The following is a 24,257-nucleotide window of genomic DNA, read 5'->3' as shown; positions in this document are numbered from 1 at the left end:
TACCAACCCCAGAGTGTAGCGGGCTCTACATGGTTGAAAGTGAAGCGGATAATTTGGAATCCTACGCTATCGTGAATGTATCACCAAAGCTAGAAGCACAGGTAGAGAACGAAGGCCAAACTCAAGTAACAGTTAAAATTCAAGAATTCTATCCCTGATACTTCACTTTTAACTGATATTCACCAAGAGCGATCGCTCCTTGAAAATGCGATCGTCTCTTCTCAAACCCTTCCTAACTCAACCTTCGCATAGCTGGTTTGCTTTATGCTCCCGATATTGACAAATATGGATGGAAGGAGTTTTAATAGGAAAAAGAAAGTATATATGTGTGCTACTGCCGTCGCAATGTGGCTGCTTTGCAATACATAATAGCCGGGGCTGCAGCAGGCATATCCTTTCTCACGCACTACAGGTCTTATGTGCTAGCTGTAAGCCAATACACCAAGGTTTTCCTGGGTATCACTTCTCCATTGTTCTTCATCAATTATTGGTAAATCTATACTTTATTATTGTCTGAAAATGAATATCTCCAATTACGTCCCCAATTATGCCGATTTGTTTGGCAGCATTGACTTTAAAGAGGGTGATGACGCCCGCTCTGTATATTCTCCCGCAGCATATTTAGTTGACTTGCTGAAAATGCTGGACGATGAGTTCAAGCCCGATCAATATGATCAATATCAAGATAATCCTGCATGGCTGGACGAACGGCGGGAGGATATCAAGGAGATCCCCCTTGATGCCGAAAATACTACAACCCTAATTCCCTACCTCGATATCGTCAACGAAGTATTAGAAAAGCGAGTGGATAATGCTTATGAGAAGTTAGAAGGGGCGGTATATCCCTTTAATATGCCGTTTTCCCTGGATAACGAAAGGCTCAAAAATCATTTGCATCACCTGGGGATTTCCGCTCGCGAGTTGCGTCGTCTATTTGCCACAACTACCACTGATGCCGACTACAAGACTGTAGCCAGGGAATACCTAGGGCTGTCTGTGGCAGAGTGGAATGTGCTTCAGAAACCTCACGGAACATATCTTAAGTCGGCTTATGGCTATGAAGGCACCAATGATGATGATTTTATCAAGGATATGTCCGATGTCGCCACCTTTATGGAGACGACGGGGCTACAAGCTCCCGAAATGCTAGAACTGCTGTACCAAAAGCTCTATATCAATCCGTCCGACCATAAAGATGTCGAGGCCGGGCGCGAGAATTTTTACGTCAATACGGGCATTATTGATGATGGCAAAGGCTATGTCACTCTGAACTATAATGAAGAAGATCCAGAGTTGAATGAAACAAAACTGGAGTGGCAAAAGATTGGCGAGTTAGGTTCGCAAGAAGTACCGCTAGAGTGGTTCGCTCGCGCCAGTCGCTTTATCCGTTTTGCGAAAAAAATCGGCCTCAGCTTTACGGAGCTAGATCTGATTCTGCGCCATTGCTGCAAGGTTGAGGGCATCCCGACGCTGAATGAGGAGACCTTGGTCTATATTGCCCAAGTCCTCTATATCCATAAAACTCTAGAGCAGCCACTTGATACGGTGGTTGCCATAGTTAGCGAGATTTCCTTCACTGGCTGGACTAACGAAGATTTGCCACAAGAACAGTTTAACCGGATTTTTAACCTGCCCTGCGTATCAGTTACTAAAAAATATTTCCACGTCGAGGGCGTCACGGGGGAGATGCCAGCCCAATATGGCGAGAATCCTTATCATACTTATACCAAAATTACTTATAGCGAGGACTTATTTAGCGACGAAAACGACGAGTACCGCAAACGCCTGCGGGATGCTCTGGGCTTTACCGACACGGATCTGCTCAATATCACCAATCGCTTAAAGTTTGCAAAGGTAGCTGACAGCAGTCTCTGGGAAAAAACCGAGAACGAATGGCAACTGCTCAACGTGCTTTACCGTATTCGGGCCTTGTCTGATGCCCTGGACGTACATTTTCTGGAACTGTTCGATCTGTTTGATTTGCTAGGGCAAGACCCCTTTATTGGCCGTTACGATCCTCATACCTATTTTGTTTACGGCGCGCCCAGTACCCAAAACTGCTTTGAGATTTTCTCCACCAGCGTGACTGCTAGCGTGACCGTTTACAAAGACCGAGACTACAAAGGGAAAAGTCAGGAGCTTGTTGCCGGTAGGTACAAGATGTCGGAACTTAGCACTGTCGGTAACGATCAAATCAGTTCCCTAAAAGTGCCAAACAACTTGACCGCTACCTTATACAAGGACGATAACTTTGAAGGCAAATTCAAGAAGTTCGCTACAGACACCCCATGGTTGGAAGGTTTCAACGATATGACTTCGTCCATTGTAGTGACGGAGTTTACCACCAAAGATCGCCTCTGGTTATTTGAATCCCTGATTGCTCTCAACAAATGGATGAAGGAGTTCGGTTACTCTCCAGATATGCTCTGGAAAATTGTCAATGGTGCGGCGAAGACTGATCGCGAGGAGGCAGAGCAAAAGGCAGAGGACCTGGCTCTATACAACAGCCTGCTGGAAAGCTTTAAAGCTGGAGAAATCCGCCCGGATACTTTCAAGGAATTTCTGGGGGACGAGCGTGCTTCCCAGTTTGCCTTCGGCCTAGTCCAGAGTCGCTGCCAAGCAGAGGAAGGAAAACCCAAGCCAGATAAAGCAGATAAACCGACACATATCCCGTTTGCCTACGAACCTCGCACAGTGGCGGAACTGGCGGAGGACTTTATCCGCAATCTGGGGGCGATCGCCGAGTACGAGTTTGTGGGTTTGCAGCTCGAAAGCAAGCTACAGGAGAAGATATTAAGCAACCTAACGAATCGCGACATCGTCGATGGCAGCGGCAAAATACTGGAAAAGCTGCCACCCCTGGAAGATTTCGTGATTACCTACGATTTTAGCGAGTTCCAGCAGCCCCTGTTCGATATCTTGCATCGCATTTACCGGGAAGATGCTGCCGCAAAGCTCGAAGACGATACCGTTGAAGTGCAGATATTCAAGTCAGACTTGAAAGAACTCGGCCTTAGCGAAGCCGAAGTGCGAGAACTATACGACGACCTGATTTACAACGGCTATATCGACGAGCAAGGGTTTGCGGTTGATGTGGAGTTCTTTGGCGACCCCAACAATAGCGGTAGCTTTGAAATCGCTACAGGACTGACGGAGCTGACCGAGTCCATCTACCGCTTGCTGGAGCGACAGCTTGATAAGTTTGAAGACAGTAAGGTGCAAATCAGCGAGTCGATGTTCGCCGAAATGAACCTGACGCCAGTTGCCTTGCAAAACCTGCTCGTTAATTTGCAGATCAATCGTTACCTTGACGAGGACCTGTTTGTCGAAGATAAAGGGCGGATTCTGGCGGAAAGCCCGAAGACTTTGGCGGTGGCGCTTCAGTTTTATCCCCATCGCCAGGCTATTCTCAAGGTATTGCAGGAGGCGATCGCTACTGCCAAAAACACCTACTTGCAAGTTGATAAAGTCGAGTTGGGCAAAATTGCTGCTGAGGCAGTGTCCCGCTGGGTATGGGAAGACCTCCAAGGTCCCTATCTGTACGGCAGCCTTTTGCAACCCGAAGCAGAGTCCTTCTTCAAAGAGGAGAGCAACAGCGAGGACTTTAGCCTGCGCTCCTATTTTGATGACAGCAAGGCAGCGATCGTTTTCGAGCATATTGCGGGCATCGTCAACTATGCCGAGAGTTATCGCCTAGAGGATGAAAAGCTGAAGGAACTGGATTTTAATGCTGAGGAAATCGGCAATCTCAAAGCAGTTTTAGAGGAAATGGGGGTACTGGATGGCAACGGCCTGTTGCAGGCTGCCCAGTGGCCTTTCTTCCTGGTACCTGAAAATGCAGCAAACTTCAGTGTGCCTGACTTTGCAGATTACGATCGGGAAATTTTCTTCCTCCTCTACAATATCGCCACAGCTATTGACGACACCGTTAAGGGGGTCGATGAGGCTCTGAAAGCGCGCGCAGAGGAACAGCAGAAGGCCATTCTCGAACAATTGCAAAACGCCTTGGGAATCGAACTCGACGCGGTAAAAGCAATATCTGCTGCTATCTTTCAAACCAACGCTAACCTGCATCTTGCCTGGTTGTTGCCCCTGCTGGAGGAGGCTAATGCCCTGGGGCGCTTGGACAGCCTGCCGGAGAATATGCACTACACTCAAGCGGTCAAGCGAATTCGGCAGTTGGCACTGCTAATCGCTCAACAACAGCTCGACATCAACGAGATTGCTCTGCTTCTGGAAGACCAGAGTCTGGTTGCCAAATTCCCCGAAGATATGATTTTGCCCGATGGCGTCACAGAAGTGGATACAGTCTTAGCAGGGGAAGAATTTATTTACCTCTTTAAGAACAATTACTATTGGATTTATCTGGCGGAAGACTACACCCTTATCGATAAAAAGGTGGTAGATCCTGAAGATGACAAGGACCTGCTCGACCTTCAGAAAAAGGATGAAGAACTGCAAAAATGCCTCAAGGAAGATCCCATCCGTCGGCTATTCGATCAACAGGAAAACTTGCAGGTTGATGCGGTCTTTATAGATCGCCACGGTACTTGGGTTGTTGTTAGTGGCAACTCCCACTATGTGAAATATGCCGATGCCGAAGTTTGGGACCAGCGCGACAACCGTTTCGGTCAGGTGGATAACGACTTTGAGAACCTGGAAGCGATCGATGCTGCATACCTGGATGCCGAGGGACGCCTCTTCCTCTTTGCCAATGATCGCTACGTCCGTTATTCAAATGTAAGTTTCAAGCTCAACGAGACAGAGGAGCAGCCCAAGGTAGATCGGGGCTATCCCAAATCCATCGCCGAGAGCTGGAATGAGGAGAATCTGCCGATTCAGCTCCCGCCCGCTTTTAACCGGGATTTGGGACCTATGTTCGAGGGTCTGGACGGTCACAGCTATGCCTTTTTCCAGGATCGCTACATCTCCTCAGAAGACAGTAGCGTGTGGCCTGTTGCCGAAATGTGGGGGCACAGCGAGTACGACTTCGGACGTGCTGATCGCCTGGATGCAGCCCTGGCCAGCAAGGGTTACTATCTCTTGTTTCTCAACGACAAAGTAGTCAAATATGCGGGCAGCATCGAACTAGCCAACCTGCAACCGGAGGCAGGCTATCCCAAGGCCATTCACGAAGAGTTTGCGAATCTACCAGGCAAATTTGTCTCCGGCATTAACGCGGCATTGTCTTATGAAGATGGGGACAATCCGAATAAGAACAAAATCTATCTTTTCCGGGATGATGAATTTGTCACTATCGGCAACATCCTCGACAATGATGGCAACGTCCTCGACAATGATGACAACGTCATCGTCAACTCGGAACGCAAGGCCATTATCAAGCAGAATGTTACTATCGCCATCGACTGGACGGGGGCATTAAATCTTAGTGGTAGCGACATCATCGACTCTAGTGGCAATACCATCAGCTCGGGAGGCACATTTACAAAAGACGATGGCGGCAACTTTCTCTTGGAGGGCACAATTGTCATCGACTCTAGTTACAACATCTTCAACTCGGAAGGTAAGCTCATCATTGACTCTAACGGCAACATCGCTGACTCTAATGGCAACATCACAACCCCAACTCGCGACTCTTGGGGAATAGTAACTAACGAAATCGCCAGTCTGGGAAAAGTGGATGCTGCCTTTGTGGGTCTGGACGGTTACACTTATCTGTTCTCGGGCGATCGCTACGTCCGTTACTCTGGCAAAAACTATGGCGAAGTAGATGATGGCTTTCCGCGCTTAATTAAGGATGATTGGGAGGGTTTAACCGAGGTTACTGGAGCCCTTGTGCTAGAGAACAAAACCTACCTGTTTGGCACCACTGTGGAGGAAGATGGCGAGACTAAAAAGAATGTCTATGTGCGCTACTCCACCCTGCGCGTAGATGAAGACGATCGCTTGGAGATGGATAAAAAAGATCCCAACGCTCGGGGGATTGAAACGGTGCTGGCCAACCGCCCGGATGTGGAGGAGATTGAGGTCTTTCCCGCAACTACAGATGACGACTTCTGGAGCCTGCCACATAGCGTGACTGATGGCGTTGAAAACTTTCAAATCGATGCGGCTATGAATGGCCCCGGTGGGAAGGTTTATCTGTTTTACCACAAAGAAGAGGGGGGAAACAAAGAAAACTATTATATAGAACACCATCGCGCCAGTCGCTGGTGGTCGGAACCAAAAGATTTGGCCGAGCAGTTAAATCGCCCCATTGGGGAAATTGGCCGCGTCGTTGCTGCCTTCACCGGCAAAGACGATAAGACTTATCTGTTTTTCGACACGAACCCGGAAGGGGAGGACTCCTATACCGCCACAGAGGAAAACTTCAAATTCCTGCGCTTTTCCGACCCGGAACTGCGGAGTATCGATAATGGCTACCCCCGTTTAACCAAACGGGTTTGGGGCAAGATACGCAACAATATCGAAAAAACTGGCAAGATTGACGCCGCTTTGGTGGTTGAGTCCCGCTGGCAAGAACAGAACGAAAATGGCCAGTTGGTGGATAAAACGGCCATACATACTTACCTCTTCTCTGGGGACCAATTTTTCCGCTACGAGGGCAACGTAGGTTTAAACAGCAACTCACCGCCAGTAGTCGAAGCGGGCTACCCCCGCTCTATCCTCCGCCTGTCCAAGGAACCCCGCTTTTGGGATTTGCCCGTTACCTTCCCCGAGGGGCTAGATGCCGCTTTTGCAGACCAGCGCCAAGTCTATCTCTTCAAAGGCAATAGCTTCCATGTGGCGATCGGCGATGAAAAGAATTACAAAAAGTACGAGGATGACGAGTTTAACGACATTAAGGCTGCTACCCAGGAATGGGGAGTTAACTATGTACTCAAGAACAATGGCTGGCAGAAACTCAACCATCTGGAAGATCGCCAGCTAAATTTAACTCCTGCCACCCCACGCGCCGTGCAAAAAGCCCAGGGGAAACTAAGTGCCACCGAGGTCAACGCTGTATTGCACGGAACCAACGGTAAAAGTTATGTCTTTGCTGGGGAACATTACTACGACCCGGATTTAGAACGCAAATTTCCGATCGCCGATGTCTGGGGGCGATCGCGCAATCCCATTTACGACCAATCCACCATCGATGCTGCCTTTGTCGGGCGCGATGGCATTACTTATGTATTCTCTGGCGAGTGGTTCGTCCAGTACGACTCCGAAACCTATGTGGACAAGACAGTCACCTACCCGCCGCGACGCATTAGCGAAAAATGGCGGGGACTCAACAATGTGGCTTTGGCCTATGTCTGGGAAGAGAATACCTATCTCTTCGAGCGTCCTGATGCCGACGGTTCTTTCCGCTATCTGCGCTACACCAAGGACAGCTACGATCGCCCGGAGCCCGGTTACCCACAAGAGGGGAATTACAGCCTCTGGGAAATTCCCGAAGACTATCAGCAAGAGGGATTTGACAACATTGATGCCATTTTCGTGGTAAATGACACTCTGATTTTTATCAGCGACCAAAAGTTTATCAGCTTTAATCTCAACACTGAAAATTGGGGCTACCCACAACCCCTAGAGCTGATTTACAACGGCATCCCCTTTAATCGCACTGACTTTAAGGATTTGAAATCGGGCTTTGTCGGCAAGGATGGTACGGCCTACTTCTTCAGCCAAGAATGCTATGTGGCTTACAAAACCAGTTGGAGGGAAGTGACCGCGATTAAGGATGATTGGGGCAAGCAAACCAATATATTCAGTGAGGGAGTGGATGCGGCCTGGGTCAGCAGCGAGGGCATTACCTATCTGTTTGCTGGCAATTCCTACGTCCGTTACAGCGATCGCGATTACCGCTATGTAGATGAAGGCTATCCCAAGGCCATTGCCACCTACCTGCGCGAAGAGCCAGCCTTTGCCTTCATGGCCGACGAGTTCCAAGAACATTTGGATGCTTTGGAAGCCGCATACGATCCCAATAGCCCCTCTGCCTTCTTTAAAGGTCTGCTCGATAACGGGCGCTGCCTCTACTTTTTCGCTCCCAACGTTCCAGACAACTCCAACAATATTATCCTCTTGACTGGCAGCCCCAATAAATATGTGGCTTACGATATCGACGGTCTCGGTCATGTCGATAATAATTTCACGGCCGGGGGTTATGTGGATGCAGCCTTTGTTTATGTCAATGGCGAAAAAGAACTAACTTACCTGTTTTCTGGGGAACAGTATATTCGCTACAGCGGCGATCGCTACCGCTATATGGACTCGGGCTACCCGAAGATAATTGGCGAGAGTCTGGCAGCGGAACTGAACAGTGAACTGGGACTGGATATCGGTGGTCTCGATGAAATGTATCGCGATGGTATCGATGCGGCATTTTACCTCTCTGGTCTGGGATTGACGTTCTTTAACAAGCGCCGCTATCTCAACATAGTCAAGAATAGCGACACTACTAATACTTTCCCTGGTGACATTAACGCTGTTTTTGGGAAGATCGAGAATGCCTTCGCTGGGCAAGATAAAACCGTCGATGCTGCATACCTGGATGGCGATGGTGCCCTCTATCTCTTCAAGCAGAAGCAGCTCGTGCGTTATAGCGATACCGCTGCCCTGTTCGCCCTCAACCCCTACGAGGAACCGCGCTATGTCGATGCGGAATATCCCCGCGATATTAAAGAAATCTGGCCTCAGCTAGACAAGGCCATTCTTGAAGAAGGACCAGGAAAAAGCGTCGATACTGTATTTAAGTTTGAAGACGAAATCCATTTCCATACCGGGGGCAATTTTGTCACCTACAATCTTGACCTGAGCGATCGCAACGAGTCGAAGCCGGTACAAGTCCTGGCCTACCGCTGGGGCAAATGGTCGGACTACCTTTTGAGCGACGTGCGTGCCATCAGCCGTTTCAAAGACTTGGGGGCAGCGCTTTAGCGCAGGCGAACTCACCCTGACGGAGCTGGTTACCGGGGCTAAAGGCGTTGTCTCCGAACCCTATATGCATTTTGCTGCCATCTTTGGTTTTGAGAAAGAAGAGGTGCGTTGGGTCAAACAACGTAATGCCTTCTTGCCTGGCCAAGTCAATGTGGTGGAGGAAGAGTTCCAACTGGAGTTGGTGTTGCGCCTGTACGATATCCTCGCTACCACCAAACGCCTGGGCGTGGATGTCATCCCTTTGCACGGCAAAGTTTGGACTCCTCTTTACGAGGATGAGGCCCCCAAGGTCAGCGAAGCTGCTAAAGGGGCTTACGATCTTTTGGTCGCCGTTGACTGCAATAGCAATTACGCCACCTTGGTCAAGCAGATAAACGACGAACTCAATACCCTCAAACGGAATGCCTTGGTGCCCTATGTTATCCACAAAGACGACAACGTTAGCACTAGCCGCCAGCTCTACCAACAACTGCTGATCGATATCGAAATGTGCAGTTGTGCCGATACCTCGCGCATCAAGGAAGCTACCGGTGCAGTACAGCTCTACTGGCACCGTTACTTCCTCAATCTGGAAGATATCAATTTGCAGGATGACGACCCGCAAGCGAAACGTGAGGAACTGAAAGAACGCTGGCGCTGGTTGCGGAATTACCGGGCGTGGGAGGCAAACCGCAAGGTCTTTTTGTACCCAGAAAACTACATCCGTCCCGAACTGCGCAAGACTAAAACGGCTGATTTTAGTGCTTTGCAGGAAAGCCTCTCCCAAGGGGAACTGACGGAAACCGCGATCGCAGAGGCTTATTTGCAATATCTCGACAGCTTCACCGACGTGGCGCAACTGACCATTGCGGGGGGCTATGTTTACGACGATCCCGCCTCGGTCAACAAACAACTGGTTCTCTTTGGCTGCACCCGCACGGACCCGATCCGCTATTTCTATCGCTTTGGCACTTTTCTGGAAGGTAAGAGCGCTTCTGCTATCTGGGAAGCCTGGAAAGAGTTGGATATCAAAATCGAGGCGGCCCGGGTGGAGCCGGTGTTTGCCTTCGGTCGGGTGTTTGTCTTCTGGACGGCTATTGAAGAAAGTGCCGAGGATGCCTCATCTGCGATCGTGACTACTACAGAGTCTGACAAAGGCCAGACAGTATCCACTCAGGGCGAGAGTTACAAGGAAATCAAGGTTTTCTACTCCTTCTACAACCTCAACAAACGCTTGAGCCAACCCCAGGCCCTTCAAACCAGTTTTGAGGACAATGAAAAAGGCTTGAAATTTGAGAAGTCTATCTCCAAGGTAGAGATTTTTGTTGAGAATTCCAACAAGATCGGGGAGGAGCAGCACGAGTATGAAAACATCTACATCTGCCTGAGCATCGATTTTGGCGGCAGCACCGATCCACAATACAAAGCTTTTCGCCTGACCCCTGAGCTGTACTCGCAAATTGTTGCGAACCCGCCATCAATTGATAACCCCGGTCAGAAGTTGTTCAAAGAACTCTTCCCCCATGAGTTTTCTGGCGATAAAACCATCGAAGCGGAAAATGTGGTGATGCTCAACAGCAGCGAGGGAGGCGAACTCTGGTTTGCCTGCAATCACAAAGGTTGTGGCTTCTTGGTCAAGCCCGATGTCAGCCCTCTAAACAGCAATCCAGGCAAACCCGATTTTCTGCCACAAGACAAAAACATCACTGCGGCAGTAGAGTTAGAGGAAGAGGAAGAGGATAGTGGGAAGGTTTACTGCTTCCTGAAAGGTGGAAAATATGTCACCAGCGAAGAGACTAACAACCAACAGTCTATTAACGAACACTGGCTCTCTGATGTCCACGGGACAACAGAAACTAGCAACATTAATTCTGCTTTTGTTTACGGCGGTAAAGCCTACCTGATTCTTAAAAATGGGGATCACCCAGTTTACCAACTGGATAAGCCAATTTACGAACAAGACGAGAATTCCTTTGTCGTATGGCGGAAAGAACCCTCTACTCTGCAAGATTCCGATTTGAAGGAATTGATTGGTGATGACTGGCAGACCATTGATGCTGCCTTTACCTTCAATGATGTTGCATTCGTCTTTAACACTGACTTAGGCAAGGTGCGGGAAAAGGGTAAGAGTGATGGAACCCCTACGGAATCATCAATTCGATACCGCTTTGGCCTGCTCCACGGCGACCAATATCCAAGCGATACAGTTAAGGCTGCAGTCGTTTGGAAGGGCAATAGCAACAACCTCTTGCTGCACCTAATCGACGACGATGGTAGTTACTCCTGCTGGAACGAAGACGGTGACACCAATGAATCCGCAAGTACGGTTAAGGCGTTGCTAGAAAAAATCTTTGGCACAACAGTCAGTTATTCTAATATCAATGAGTTTCTGGATTCTCCGGTAGAGCAAATAAAGGCGATCGCGCCGATAATGCAGCAGCTACAGCCCAATAAGAGTCAAGACTGGAATTTCCGTGTGTATATACGGGTTGAGTCAGAACAATACTGTTTTGACAAAGATGGATATTACGAAGTGAATAAGGATTCAGATTCACAATATACTGACAAGCCGTTTGATTGCTGTATCACTTACAGGACTAACAAGCAATACTTCTTGGGTTTTTACCACCAAGACCCAAGCGAAACAGATACGTCGGCAGAGTGCTATGCAGAGGCCAGGGAGGATGATAGTTGGGTTGTGTTTGAGGGTGACGAGACTGTGGACGATAATAAATTGTACAAGCTCAACGTCAAGGTAACTGGTGCATTTACAACCGCTGCTGCCGATGGCACAAGCTATTTTGTCATTATTACCGATGGGTACGTCTATCACCTATTCGACAGCGCCCTAGAACCCAAGGAAATTCTCGAAGAACTCAATCGCCAAGGTACGGAAAAGGTGAAAGAACTCCCTCTGTCCCTGTACCTAAACAAAAACCTCAGCCCTATCTGGAAGGAAAATAAGGTCGATGCTGCCTTGATCGGGACTGATTCCTTTGGGGAAAAGGATAAGTTATACCTCTTCTGCGATAACGAATACCTGCGCTTCACCCCGGATGACGATAATCATTTTAGGAACGCAGCTGACCTGGGTTACCCTAAAAATCTGTCCGACAACAATAATGAATTTGGTAGTTTCTCCAACCAAAACTGGGATAATCTCGATGTCGCCTTTACTCACGGTGGGGTCTCCTATCTGTTTAACAACGAGAACGAGTATTACCGCAGCGATACTCAGACAGTCATTAAAGCCACAGAGCTGAAGAACACTATCCTGGGGAAAGATGACCAGGTGGATGCTGCCTATGCATACACAGATAACAAGCTGTATCTGATTGTCGGCAACCGATATTATCATTACGATCTGACAAGCCAGTCAGGTCCTACCTTTAATTCCGATCACAGCGGCAATCTCACCGAGAGCAGCAATATCAAGATTGATGCGGCCTTTATCTTGAACGAGTACGTCTATCTTTTCTCCGGCACGAGCTACTATCGCCTCGAACAAAACGAGCACGAACCCACCAGTGATAATATCGGCCCTCGCAAATCCATCGCCGGCAACTGGGTCAATATGCCCTTGGGTATTCGCGAATCCGGCATAGACCTTGCGATCGCGCATTCCGAGGACGCTACGAAAACCCTATATCTTCTCTTCCAAGAACAAGGCGATCGCTACATCTTCTGCGATCTAGACAACGTAGACTCGGAGGGCCAGCCCCTCTAAATCGGCAGCGAGAAGGTTAAGTATGAACTGATTCGCTTGACTTCCAGCACCGCCGAGAAGCTGAACCAAATCCTCTTCGCGGGAGGTATCGATAAGCTGCTGCAAATGTCCTCGCAGGAAATGGACGAATTTCCCACTATCCGCTTTTACCCTGACAGTGGCAGTATTTCGCCGCCAAGCGAGATTTGGATGGCTGAAGGCAAGTTCAAGACGGAGCCGATAAGCACCCATCTCGACTTTCGCAGCGCCAACGGCATTTACTACTGGGAAGTGTTCTTTCATGCTCCGTTTCTGATCGCGCAAACCCTCAATGCCGACCAGAAATTTGAAGAGGCAAAACAGTGGTATGAATACATCTTCGACCCCACCGAAGCCTCAGATTACTGGAAGTTTCTCCCCTTCCTGGCCGTAGACCCGGATGCCCTGATGGCCAGCCTTGGCAACGACCTGGATGATTTTGAGGCTCTGGAAGGAGATGTTACGAATGCGCGAACGGAATCGGAAAAGCTGGCAAAGCAGCTAGCTCCTTATCAGGATGTCTTCTTGGGTAAAATCAGCCTTGACGAGTGCGAAACAGAGTTCTTAGAGAAGCTCGCCAATATTAAGAACTGGACAAACTACAGAAATCTGAATGGGGCCATTAATAGCCTCAATACCGATGGCAGTTCTAGCGAGCAATTGTCTGCCATACAAAAAGGCATGCAGGAAGTAATGGAGATCGTCAAAAAACTGCCCGATCGCCTCGGCCTGATGACCCCCTTCAGCGTGCAACTAGAAACATACCTGAAAGACCCCTTCGACCCCCATGCGATCGCAGCCTTGCGTCGGATCGCCTATCGCAAGGCGATCGTCATGTCCTACATCGACAACCTGCTGGATTGGGGGGATATGCTCTTCCGTCAGTACACCCGCGAAACCATCCACGAAGCGCGGATGCTCTATATCCTCGCCTACGATCTCCTGGGCGAAGAGCCACAGAATCTCGGTCGCGTAGTATTGGAGTCCACCAAGACCTATAACGAACTTTTTGAGACATCCGCTGCCAACGCAAACAGCTTTGATAAAAGCGGTCTATCCTTCCTCATCGAACTGGAAAACACTGTCGAAGCTCTAGTTATTGGTAAGACAACCCTGAGTGATGCTATCCAGTTCGATAGCAGTATTATTGCTGCCGCCCAGTTCGATAGTATCACCCACGACTACTTTTTCATCAAGGAAAACGAGCTATTCGTTCAATACTGGACGCGGGTGGAAGACCGCCTAGCAAAGATTCGCACCTGCCTGAATATCGATGGTGTCGCCCAGCCCTTGCCCCTCTTCCAACCGCCCATCGATCCCATGGCCTTGGTCGGTGCCGTCGCCGGTGGTGGAGGCATTGCTGCCGCAATAGCCATGGCAGGAGGCGCTGCCACAGTACCCGATTACCGTTTTGACTCCTTGCTGGCTAAAGCTCGCGAGTTGGTTAGCAAGCTCAACAGTTTCAGCGACAGCTTGCTCTCAGTTCTAGAGAAGAAGGACGCAGAAGAACTCAGCCTGCTGCAAAACAAGCAGGAGGCCATCCTGCTAGACATGGTTACCCTGCTCAAAGAAGCACAAATAGAGGAGGCAAAACAATCCTTGCTGAATCTCGAAGAAACCAAACGCAGCGCTCAGAACCAAGAGAGCCATTACGCCAATCTGATCTCCAGCGGGCTTTTGACAGAAGAGATAGTTCAAATCGCTATGATGGGTGTTGCAGCGGGCATACATGGCGCGGTTGCCGTCGGCAGGCTTGTCAGTGGTCTGTCCTATGTGGTGCCTCAATTTACTGCCGGTCCCTTCAGCTTTGGCGTCACCAGTGGAGGCAAGAACGTTGGCGAGATGCTAGCCCGGTTTGGGGAAGCTGCTCAGTCTGGAGCGGAGGCACTCAGCCTGGGTGGCGAGATAGCCGGAGTGGTTGCCCAGTACAAGCGCTCTAAGGAAGAGTGGCAATTGGAGCGAGAAATAGCCGCCAGCGAGATCCGACAGCTCGACTGTCAGATAAGCGCCCAAGAATATAGCCTGAAGATGGCCGAGCAAGAATTGCTGATGCACGAAAAGGAAATAGAAAATAACGAGGCGATCGCCTTGTTTATGAAGAGCAAGTTTTCCAACCTGGAACTCTATAACTGGATGAGCGGCAAAATTTCCGGCTTATTCTTCCAAACCTACAAACTCGCCCACGACTACGCCAAACAAGCGGAGCAAGCCTTCATTTTTGAAAAGGGTCTCAAAGCAGGCAGCGTCAATTATATTAACGGTATGTACTGGGACAGCCAGCGCAAAGGGTTGTTAGCGGGAGCCAGCCTCGACCTGGATTTAGATCGCATGGAAAAAGCCTATCGGGAAAGCAACAGCCGCAGCCTGGAAATCACCAAAAATATCTCCTTGTTGGAGACAGACCCCCTAGCCCTCTTAGCTCTCAAGACAAAAGGCGCTTGCACCTTCCGCCTCAGCGAGGAATTGTTTGACTACGACTTCCCCGGTCATTACAACCGCCAGATTAAAACCGTATCCCTAGCTTTTGATATCGGTGAAGGTCAGAACGTGAATGCCACTCTAACTCAGCTAAGTAGCAAACTGGTGATGGATGCAGACATCAAAGCAGTGAAGCACCTGATAGACCCCAGCAACGAACCTACTACCAACGTGCGCACCAATTGGCGTGCCAACCAGCAGGTAGCCCTGTCCCACGTTGACCAGTACACCGAGAACAATGGGATGTTCGAGTTGAACTTTGGCGACGAGCGCTATCTGCCCTTTGAAGGGACTGGTGCGGTGTCCAACTGGCGTTTGGAATTGAATGGCAAAAAAGGTTCTTACAATCCCTCGGATTTGCTTGACGTTACCATCAAATTGCGATATACTGCACAACAGGGTGGCAGCCGCTTTGCCAACGAAGTCAAGGGTCTGTTGAAGCCCTACAATGCTACCAGCTTCTTCGACCTAGCCTATAATTTCCCCGATGAATGGGCTGCCCTGACCGGAGGGGAGGTTAACGAGGTCGGTATTACTTTTACCCGGGATATGTTCCCCAATATGAGCAGCAGCAAGATTATTGGCTTGCTGATTCGCTATCAGTATCAAGGGGGCGAAAGCGGGGGCACTTTTACGATCAACGACTTGCAAGTGCCGAACAATACCTATCTACAGCCGAATACTTTGAGCGTCGGCTCGAAGGGCACTGAGTGGACTTTTGCTATAAATGGCGATTTCAGCACCTTGCAAAATGCAGAGATGGTGTTGGTTTACAAGGCCAAGGTTTAAGAATTCTCATTGAAGCCACGTCGCCAATTAATTTTTTGACAGAACGCGGCTTCGTGCTTGTTCCTAGGAAAATATCAAAAGCGACCAACCAGTCAACAGTTAGCCTTAAGATTACCAAAATAGCCCAATTGAGACATAAAGTATTATGAAAATAAAAGATTTGATGAGAAGAAGAAAAGGAAGTTATGACCTACGCAATCATAGTCGTAAACCTTCTAGGAACGAAGTTACTCTGCTCGGGTTCGTCAAGAACGATCCTGATGAGGTCGATGGAAACCGGACATCTCAGCCAGAAAATGGAGGCAGATTGTCCGATGGGGGCTTCCCAGAGTCTCGAAACCAGACACCTTCCCCAGACAGAGTTAACTCGGAAGTAAGTTTAGCAGACGGCGTTGGTTTGGAAGGCACTTTATCAGACGAAGACAGTCCTGCTCCGCGAAACAGGGCTGGCTCGGATGGCAGTTTTCTTACTCCACCAAACAAGCCCAGACGGGCAAATAGTCTTCCCGATTTACGAAACCAGAGCAGACGGGCAAATAGTCTTCCCGATTTACGAAACCAGAGCAGACGGGCAAGCAGTCTTCCCGCTTCGCTAGACAGGGTTAGCTCGGAAGACAGTTTACCAGACAGCGTTAGCTCGGAAGACAGTTTTTATACTGCACTAGACAGGACTGGCTTGGAAGACAGCCTTCCCGTGATTCAATTGGATGGAGATCCCCTTTCGGAAGAAAAATCAAAAAGAATCACTGATGCTTATCGGCAAAGCGTAAGGCAAGATAAGGCTTATGCAGATGAAGTTACAGGTATCATGCTTGCTGAAAAACTGGGAATACAAGTAGAAATATATTATGACTCCGATCTTTCTCTTTCTGCCATTGCCCCCAACACAACGCAAGACATTGACATAAATACATTGCAAAAACAGAGAGAACCTTGGAATCCTCGGGGCGGCAAATCTATACGCTTGCTTGTTATTCAAAATCATTATGAGGTATTAAAACAAGAGGGCAATACCTATAAAAGGGTTGGGATTAAGACAGATGGCAACTGCCTGTATAATGCGCTGATTAAGGCAACTGAAGGAGAGCAAGTTGCCGATATAATCTCTCAACTAGAGAGCATTCCCTATCCCTCTATAGGCGAACCAAATTCCCCGAAAGTCCAGGGCTTGCGAAACTTTGTAGCAGACAACTATAGCGAAGCGCAACTGAAAAACAACCTTACTGAAATATTAGCTACTGACGAAAAACAGTATCTAGGATCGAGATTTATACAAGAAGTAGATAGAATTGTCTCAGAAAGCGATGCACTACAAGACCGTATTGGCTCGGAAACCACTGACCACAATCGGCAAAGGGTAAAGCAAGACAAGGCTTATGTACCTGAACGACCTGATTTGAAGACCCTTCAGAACGTCTGGGAACTGCTGAAACAAGAACTTAAAGGTCGGCAGCAAAACTTTCTCTCGAAGGAGACAGAAAGAAAAGACGAACTCACAATCAGACACGGGATTTTTAGCACAGAACAAGAACTTGAAGACTTATATAAGAAAATCCAGCTTAACAGGGTAAAGTTGATTCGCGAGCCAGCAAAGATTGCCGGGGGCGAGCGCGTTGGTTCCAGAAAATTCGATGAAGCTGCCGAACGGCTTGTCAGGTCTGACGTAGATGACAAGTTAGTCCGTCTGATAGCTTTGCTAACGGATGAAAAAAGCGATGAGAATCAAAAATTTAGGGCTACGATGATGTTTTTGCAGACTGATGACCAAAAAAAGCGAAACATTCTGAAAAGTCGATACAAACTCATCCAAGGACGCGATCTGGATGACGACCTGAAAACCACGTTTGGGTCAAAACAATCTAAGTCGGAGAAGGCGAGCAGCGCAACTCTGGGAAAGGTGGTAGGCAAGGGAAAGGGGAGCGCTCTACAATTCCCTGTTTTGGCACAAGTGTTGGAAACGGGAAAGATTTCTCCAAGCATTATAGTTGCTGGTGAATTAGGACTTCTTTATCGAGGGATAACTAAAAACCGTTCCCTCAACATAAAATCGAAAAATGACATACTCGAACTTGTTAAAAGCTATCCAGATGAATTTAAAGCGCTAACCCCTTCCGAGCAACCCAAGGATGACGGTAATAACAATCCTGTCTTAACGGCTATTTTGAAAAATTTGAATAACAATCATCCGGGATTTTTCGGGGAGGTTAAGGAAACAATTATTCAGGCGCGCGAACGGAAAGCGAATGCCGACTACCTGATCCGGTTAATCTATCGCAACGATCTCAAGTCCCGGAATATAGAAGATCCAGAAAAACTACAACAGAAAATTTTGGAGTTTACATCTTCCTTTTCCGAAGAAGAACGCAAAAGATTTATAGAATCCGATAAAAAAAGGGTTAGTATTACAGGAAAAATTCCTAAGATTCCAAGCTCCTATGAAGCATTTTGGTATTTGCTGAGGAGCCACGATACAAGGATATATAAAAAAATTACCAACCTAGGTTATAGTCTGAGTTCTGCTTGGGTTAATTATACTAAAAACATGGTAGCGGCTCAGGGAAAAGATGAGGCAACTCGTCGAATATACGAACTGAATGCTTTTCTGGAATATCAAGGGTCAAAAAATTTGCTGTCGCGGAAGTATCAGCGAAAATCGACCCTTGAAAAAGTGCTGAATCTCCTCTCCAGCGAGGATAATTGGGATGCGGAGGATGCCTTGGAGAAATACTCCCAGGAAACGAATCAGGGAGATGGCAAACAGTGGTTAAAACTTCAGCTTGAGAAGGTTGGCTTATCTTCAGCGGATATAGAGGAGGTCCACAGACAACTAAAACTGAAGGGGGCCTTTCCGGGAACCAGATTAATTGACGAGTCGCGTCAGATGGATTCCTATCAAAAATTAAAGCGGGAAATAACATCTCCACGTCAAACCTTAAAGGGAGCAGTGACATCTTCGCATACCCAGTGGCCGCCCCAGAAAATTCTAATTTTGGCCTTTAAAAAGTGCAAGCTTTTCGGTCTAAAGAGCTGCAAAAAGCTAGTATTTTGGGATGATTATGGCAGAAAAATCACTCTTACAATTCTTACTCCTATCTCCTCGCTCGTACCCATTTCTCCTGTCTCCTGTCTCCTGTCTCCTGTCTCCTACCCTCACCCATAAGACTTTTTCAGCAAACCCTAATTACTACAGCGAGAAAGTAAAACAATTGCTGAGGAATGACGCACGAGCTTCTGGAGGCACGGATGGTAGCTCGCTGGCAGAAAACGAGCGCCAAACGGATGTGGAGCCGCAAGGTGAAGGTAACAGCGGCAGACGAGAAACGGAGTTCCGTTCGAGTGCGGGCAACAACAATGGGAAGGACAAGAAAAAGAAAAGGAACAGAGGTAAGATGCCTGTGGCTAGCTAGCAGCTAAATCTGTAGAAGAATCCCATGAGGTAGAAGGAGAGGCTAAGAGGGCTATCGATGAATTACTCGAACTCAGTAAAAATTACGCGATCTAGTTGCAGCGATTGACATCCCCACTCGGCTGGGAATGATCGCAAAATCATGTAACCAAAAGACAAAATAGCCAGGAGTTAAGACTATGAGTACCGCCAAAATAAAGAAGAAAATTCGCCACTTGCAAAAAGGCCTTTTGCAACGCCGCAATCCCCGGCGAGATGTCTCCACCGGCAGCGCGACTCCCAGAGGCTCCCAGTCAGATGCGGACGGCGAAATTGCCAGCAGGCGATCGCCAGGAGCCTTAACCCGCATCAAAAGCTCGCGCAATCAATCCCCGGAGCGATCGCAAGCTCGTCAAGCCCGCGCCAAGGCCAGCGCAAATCCCAACTCGCCGCCCCAGGTCAGCAAATCAGCAGCTTTAAAACAGCCTGCGAGTCAAAAGCCCGACAATACTGGCAAGCAAGCAAGTCCGGGCAAACCCAAGCGGGACTTTGCCACCGGGCGCACCCTCTTCCCGGTGGAAAGCGGAGGCAAAACTCAATACCTGCCGATCGCCAGCGAAGCCACAGCCAGGGAACGCCAGTTGGGTTTATTTGTCGCCAACGAATCCGTGCAGAAAGAAGCAGTTAATAAGCTCTTAGATCCGGCTACAGTAAAACGGGCTTCCGTGCGAGACTTCAACACCGGGCGTACCTTGTTTGCCACGGAAACTGCCGATGGCAAGCGGGAATACCTGCCCAAGGAAAGCGAAGCTACGGCCCTCGAACTCAGCCAGGGCAAATTCGTGCCCGACGCCCAAGTGGAAGTGCCGTCCGTGGGCAACGAAGTGCTGAACAAACGCCCTCTGTTTGAATTCAACGGTCAGCGCAACCTCTTTGCCACCAAAGCCGCCGATGGCAGTACCGAATACCTGCCCAAAAAAAGCGATGCCAATGCGTTCGAGTTGATCCAGGGTCGCTACGTCAACGATGGATATATCGGCCTCAAAGCCCCCCTGGGTGCCGAAAACGCCATGAGCAACCGCAAGCCTCGTTATGATATCGGCAAAGGCCGCACAGTCTACGGGGTGGAAACGAAAGAGGGCAAAACAGTTTATCTGCCACGGGAAAGCGATGCCAGCGGCTTGGAGCGGGCGCGGGGGTTATTTATCCCCGACGATGCGGTCGATCGCCACGAAAGCAAGCGTCGCCGAAAGTCCCGACAGGACGACTCTGCCACTGTTGCCCGGTATCGCGCCCTACGAGCCGACGAACTGGCCGGGGGTGCAACTGGCTCCAGTGGCGATTCTACTCCCGAGCCGGTAAGCCAAGCCAGCGATGGCACCGCTCTGTGGGATGGCTTCAGCCACCCCCAAGTCAGCGAAGAGAAACAACGGCAGACCCTAGCCAAACTGCGCCCTAAATACGACCTTGGCAAAGGTCGTATGGTATATCCGACAGAAACCGCTCGGGGCAAAATCGAATATCTGCCTCTATTAGAGGACGCCAGCAACAGCGAGCGCGTTCGCGGCCTTTATGCAGCTTTCGTACCACCGGAACCCTTGGAGGACTTTTTGGCAAATGCGCAAGACCAAAACCAGATTGCCCGTCAGAGTTTTGCTACCGAAAGCGGCGACCTTCAGGCTTATTCTCAAGAAGATATTGATACTGCCTTTGAAGAAGCACCCACTTTGGTATTGCGATCAATGCAATTGGTTAGCGACAGCGCCCAGCAAACGCCGGAGCTTCAGCAGAAGTTTAGCGATGTAGAAGCGGAGAGAGACCTCACGGGGTAACAATTTCCTCAAAACTATTGTGGGATAGGAGTTTCAAGGATTAAAACACTATCAAAAATCTTGAATTTTCCTTTTGTTTTTATAGAACCTCATGGGGTGACAAACTGCTCAAAACTATTGTGGGATAATGCTTTAAAGGATATAAGCAAAGGTTGAAATTTGCAAGGGTTTTATTAACTGGACTTTTGGAAAAAAGTAAAATATAATAGCCTCTATTCTATACAGGACTTATGCAAATACACTATATAATACCAATTTGATAAATGTTTGCTACAAGTAGCTAGGGTATTTCTTAGAATTTCCGTTTGTCATGCGGAGCTAACAGCAATTCTGCAATCCAGAATTCGTATGGGGATAGATTTAATACCATTTTTGATGTTGTAAATTATCTTTTTCGTCAAATAGACTTTATTTGAAAGTCTATTTAGGGCTTGCTGAAAAAGTCTTTTTTAAGGAGTAGGGGAGTAGGGGAGCGGGGGAGTAGGGGAGTAGGGGAGAATTTTTTTGCCCAACTATGCGCTAAAAATGCGCTCCATGCATGACCATGAAGAGCTAAAAACCATGTACTTTTTCAATACCTAAAAAGGCTAAAACCTTTATCTGGTAATTATTTGAGATTTAATCAGCAAACCCTATTTAGGGCTTGCTGAATAAAATTGTAATCAATACCTGTAAAGGCTTCCAGGGTTAAATATTACTGAGGGGGTGCAAGGTTTTTGGCTGTTGTAGCCTCAAAATGCTAATACTTTTCCCCTGAAATGCCGAAAATTTGGCCGTAGCAGATAGTCTAAACTGTTCCCTGTTCCCAGTTAAGTGTTCCCTATCATCACCATCAGACTTTTTCAGCAAACCCTATTTATGATTCTTATTATTCGTAACATTCTTTTTTCAAAATGGTATAATATATAGCTCACAGGGTGACAAGGTAGCTGAAAGCTATATCTAGAGGTGGACTTATCGAATAAGCTGAAGAATACTTCAACGAAAAGAGAACCATTATTGAGAATAGATGGGGGTGTGGTGCGATCGCGGAGCGTTGCGTCAGCAGTATCGCACCACACCCCCTACCTGTGTTGAACAATAGTTCAAACTGCCCACTAATACCAAGCGTGAAAAAAGAATGCTACAAAAAGGTAGATATTGATCGGATATGCTTAAAAATAGCTGCTCCAGTTCATTTGAGATAGTTATCTCTATCTTTTTTCCCTTTTTTTCAATATTTACCCCAACTTCGGTCTTGCCTCTTCCTTCTTTCGTACGGACGTTGCATGCAACGTCCCTACCATTTGTAACAAACATTTATCAAATTTGTATAAAATAAGATTATCAAAAAACTCACTTTTATTAATTTTAGTTGCTCAGAAATAATTAGGGTTTGCTGATTAAATATCGCGCGTATTGACTGATATTGGTTTGAGCAATTTTAGGTCTGGAAAAAGTGCGAGGTTTTAGGTGGTAATGGTTCAAAAATTCAGGATTTTGGTCAAGAGTTGGGCAGAACAATCTTGGGACAAAACGCCCGCTCCTACCTCCTCCAAATTCCCATTTCTCCAGTATAGCTGTCTCCTACCTTCACCCATAAGACTTTTGAGCGCAAACCCTAATTAGGGCTTGCTGATTAAATATCAAAAACTTACACAGTAAGGATTTAAGGAATTTTTGATTTGAAATTGTACCTGATTTTGAGCTAAAATACACTCTTATTCCAGGTATCTATAACTGCACACACCATGTACAGACAAGTAGGCCAAGGTGACACCGCACCAGAAAATTTTGAACTGCCGTTCAATGGCCAACTATCTCCAGACAATCGTTGGGTAGTGATGGCTAAACTTTCGGAAACTTCCATGAGTGCTATCGCGTAGCGGAACGGAGTTCTATCGCAATTACTTTCTTAGTAATCAACCTTTCTACCATCTTAAAAGAGGCTTTTTCTCTTTTTTTGTACTTTTTTGGAGAAAAAACTGTTTTTGCGGTGTATTTAATCATTTAAACTTATAACTGAATCAATGATTATAATAAAAAATTATATTTAGCTTTATTTGAATAAAAAGTCAACCATTTTCAGACTTTTTCAGCAAACTCTATTTGGATGTTAAAGCGGTTTTAGTTGATGGTTCTATTGTAGTTATTGAAATGCAAGTAGCATGGATGTCTGCTTTTAACAAACGGGTAGCTTACAATTTAGCTAAAGCTTATGCTAATCAGTTAGAAAAAGGAGAGAATTATCCTCTATTAAATCCGGCTATTGCTGTGACAATTACGGATTTATTTTATTTAAAAAGACTGAGAATATGATTAATAAGTTTGTGTTTAAAGAGGAGACGAAAAATTTTGAATGTTTAGATAAAAAATTGCGACTAATTTTTGTAGAATTGCCCAAGTTTAAGAAAAATTTGTCTGAGTTAAATAATTTGACTGATAAGTGGATTTATTTTCTGAAAGAGGCTAGCAGTTTAGATGAAATACCCCAGGATTTAGGAGAAGTTTCGGAAATAGAAAAGGCTTTAAATATTGCTAATAAAATTAACATGACAGCGGAAGAGTTAGATATGCTTGATCGCCGAGGAATGATGCTGCAAGATGAAAGAGGGCGGATAACTTATGCGGAAAAAAAAGGTCAACAAAAAGGGAGATTGCAATTAATAATGCGTCAACTTAAAAAGCGTTTTGGAGAAATTCCAGAAGAGATAAACAGTCAAATTGAGGATTTATCTGTTGCAGATTTAGATAATTTAGGAGAAGATTTTTTAGACTTCAATAGTTTGGAAGATTTGTTGAGTTGGTTGCAGGAACGTTAGTATAAATAGTGGAGTAGAGGCGGGTTCCGCGTGAAGTTAATGGTTTGACTCAGGACAAAAAGTGAACCCGTCCCCGCACTCCAGTAGGTTGGGTTAAGTGCGACTCGTTGGGTCAAAGAAGCCAAGACGGCAACATGACCCTTTAACCAAAAGGTTAAAAACTCGTAACTCATGGAGGTTCAATTCCTTCCCTCTCAGCTAGGGAGTGACTTCATAGCTCAGGTTAATGGATTAACAACCATTATTCTCAGTGCATGGGCTAAAAGCGGATAAGCCTTAAGGACTAAGGACGATGCTGCAAGAGTAGTTAGTCAAGGTGAAGAACATGAATCCTGTTAAACGTTCGTCAACCTAAATCGGGGTAA

General features: G+C 47.3%; 7 protein-coding genes and 1 pseudogene. All 8 read left to right on the top strand.

All coding sequences use genetic code 11. The annotated features are described in order from the left end of the window. The first annotated feature begins 519 nt into the window (after positions 1-519). The 8 genes and pseudogenes from F6K54_RS09215 to F6K54_RS42755 all read left to right on the top strand — a co-directional run bounded on the left by F6K54_RS09215 (position 520) and on the right by F6K54_RS42755 (position 23,892). On the top strand, positions 520-8,883 hold the full coding sequence (locus F6K54_RS09215; RefSeq protein ID WP_293076723.1) for a hemopexin repeat-containing protein: 8,364 nt from the start codon (positions 520-522) through the stop codon (positions 8,881-8,883). Then, positions 8,843-12,589 (top strand): neuraminidase-like domain-containing protein, encoded by a 3,747-nt coding sequence (locus tag F6K54_RS09210; protein WP_293076721.1) that lies wholly within the window; start codon positions 8,843-8,845, stop codon positions 12,587-12,589. Before F6K54_RS09215 ends, F6K54_RS09210 begins: the two co-directional genes overlap by 41 nt. A gap of 36 nt (positions 12,590-12,625) precedes the next feature. Next, entirely contained in the window at positions 12,626-15,874 is a 3,249-nt protein-coding gene (locus F6K54_RS09205) for a hypothetical protein (protein WP_293076719.1), read from the top strand. A gap of 145 nt (positions 15,875-16,019) precedes the next feature. Continuing rightward, positions 16,020-19,034: a hypothetical protein gene (locus tag F6K54_RS09200; RefSeq protein WP_293076717.1), complete on the top strand. Its 3,015-nt coding sequence runs from the start codon at positions 16,020-16,022 to the stop codon at positions 19,032-19,034. A 425-nt stretch (positions 19,035-19,459) separates the two neighbouring features. Further along, positions 19,460-21,091 carry a hypothetical protein gene (locus F6K54_RS09195; protein ID WP_293076715.1) on the top strand — a complete coding sequence of 544 codons (1,632 nt, stop codon included), beginning with the start codon at positions 19,460-19,462 and terminating at the stop codon, positions 21,089-21,091. A 1,730-nt stretch (positions 21,092-22,821) separates the two neighbouring features. Then, a complete protein-coding gene (locus F6K54_RS09190) occupies positions 22,822-22,956 on the top strand; it encodes a hypothetical protein (RefSeq protein ID WP_293076725.1) in 135 nt (44 codons plus the stop codon). Positions 22,957-23,227: 271 nt separating this feature from the next. Beyond that, positions 23,228-23,763: pseudogene (locus tag F6K54_RS09185) on the top strand (Rpn family recombination-promoting nuclease/putative transposase); the annotation flags it as partial. Next, positions 23,740-23,892: a DUF4351 domain-containing protein gene (locus F6K54_RS42755; protein ID WP_366558086.1), complete on the top strand. Its 153-nt coding sequence runs from the start codon at positions 23,740-23,742 to the stop codon at positions 23,890-23,892. The pseudogene F6K54_RS09185 and the gene F6K54_RS42755, both read left to right, overlap by 24 nt. Positions 23,893-24,257 lie beyond the last annotated feature (365 nt).

The organism is Okeania sp. SIO3B5 (assembly GCF_010692555.1).
Taxonomy (GTDB): domain Bacteria; phylum Cyanobacteriota; class Cyanobacteriia; order Cyanobacteriales; family Microcoleaceae; genus Okeania.
This window is presented reverse-complemented; position numbering and strand designations above follow the sequence as displayed.

Excerpts from the sequence above, each read along its gene's own strand:
- F6K54_RS09200 (WP_293076717.1), top strand. The coding sequence starts at position 16,020 with ATGAAAATAAAAGATTTGATGAGAAGAAGAAAAGGAAGTTATGACCTA.
- F6K54_RS09215 (WP_293076723.1), top strand. The coding sequence starts at position 520 with ATGAATATCTCCAATTACGTCCCCAATTATGCCGATTTGTTTGGCAGC.
- F6K54_RS09190 (WP_293076725.1), top strand. The coding sequence starts at position 22,822 with ATGTACAGACAAGTAGGCCAAGGTGACACCGCACCAGAAAATTTTGAA.
- F6K54_RS42755 (WP_366558086.1), top strand. The coding sequence starts at position 23,740 with ATGCGTCAACTTAAAAAGCGTTTTGGAGAAATTCCAGAAGAGATAAAC.
- F6K54_RS09195 (WP_293076715.1), top strand. The coding sequence starts at position 19,460 with ATGAGTACCGCCAAAATAAAGAAGAAAATTCGCCACTTGCAAAAAGGC.